The organism is Pseudomonas sp. rhizo25 (genome assembly GCF_031931935.1).
Taxonomy (GTDB): domain Bacteria; phylum Pseudomonadota; class Gammaproteobacteria; order Pseudomonadales; family Pseudomonadaceae; genus Aquipseudomonas; species Aquipseudomonas synxantha.
The window spans coordinates 1-758 of record NZ_JAUJXA010000048.1 but is presented as its reverse complement, the minus strand read 5'-3'; the positions used below and the strand labels follow the sequence as shown (position 1 = coordinate 758).

The 758-nt window shown below is 58.3% G+C and carries 1 protein-coding gene; it reads right to left on the bottom strand.

What is annotated here, in order from left to right; genetic code table 11:
* On the bottom strand, positions 1 to 758 hold a 758-nt coding region (locus QZR30_RS27870; RefSeq protein ID WP_311904782.1), incomplete at both ends, for a ribonucleotide-diphosphate reductase subunit beta.

The window sequence follows — 758 nt, the reverse complement described above, 5'->3', positions numbered from 1 at the left end:
TATTCAATCTCCAGCTGCGTCCCCTGCAGAATCATCTGGGTCGCTTCTTCCTTCATCTCGGCATCCCACAAGTGCGGGTTTTCGATTTTGATCTGGTTGATCACATCGATACCGAAGTTCAGGTGCATCGACTCGTCGCGCAGGATGTACTGGAACTGCTCGGCCACGCCGGTCATTTTGTTGCGGCGGCCCATGGACAGGATCTGGGTGAAGCCGCAGTAGAAGAAGATGCCTTCCAGTACGCAGTAGTAGGCGACCAGGTTGCGCAGCAGTTCCTTGTCGGTGTCGACAGTGCCGGTTTCGAACTTCGGATCGGAGATCGAGCGGGTGTACTTCAGGCCCCAGGCTGCCTTTTTGGCGACCGATGGAATCTCGTGGTACATGTTGAAGATCTCGCCTTCATCCATGGCCAGCGATTCGATGCAGTACTGGTAGGCGTGGGTGTGGATCGCCTCTTCGAAGGCCTGGCGCAGGATGTACTGGCGGCACTCCGGGTTGGTGATCAGGCGGTACACGGCCAGCACCAGATTGTTGGCGACCAACGAGTCGGCGGTGGAGAAGAAGCCGAGGTTGCGCATGACGATGCGGCGTTCGTCGTCGGTCAGGCCTTCGGGGTTTTTCCACAGGGCGATGTCGGCGGTCATGTTGACCTCTTGCGGCATCCAGTGGTTGGCGCAGCCGTCGAGGTATTTCTGCCAGGCCCAGTCGTACTTGAAGGGTACGAGCTGGTTGAGGTCGGCGCGGCAGTTGATCATGCG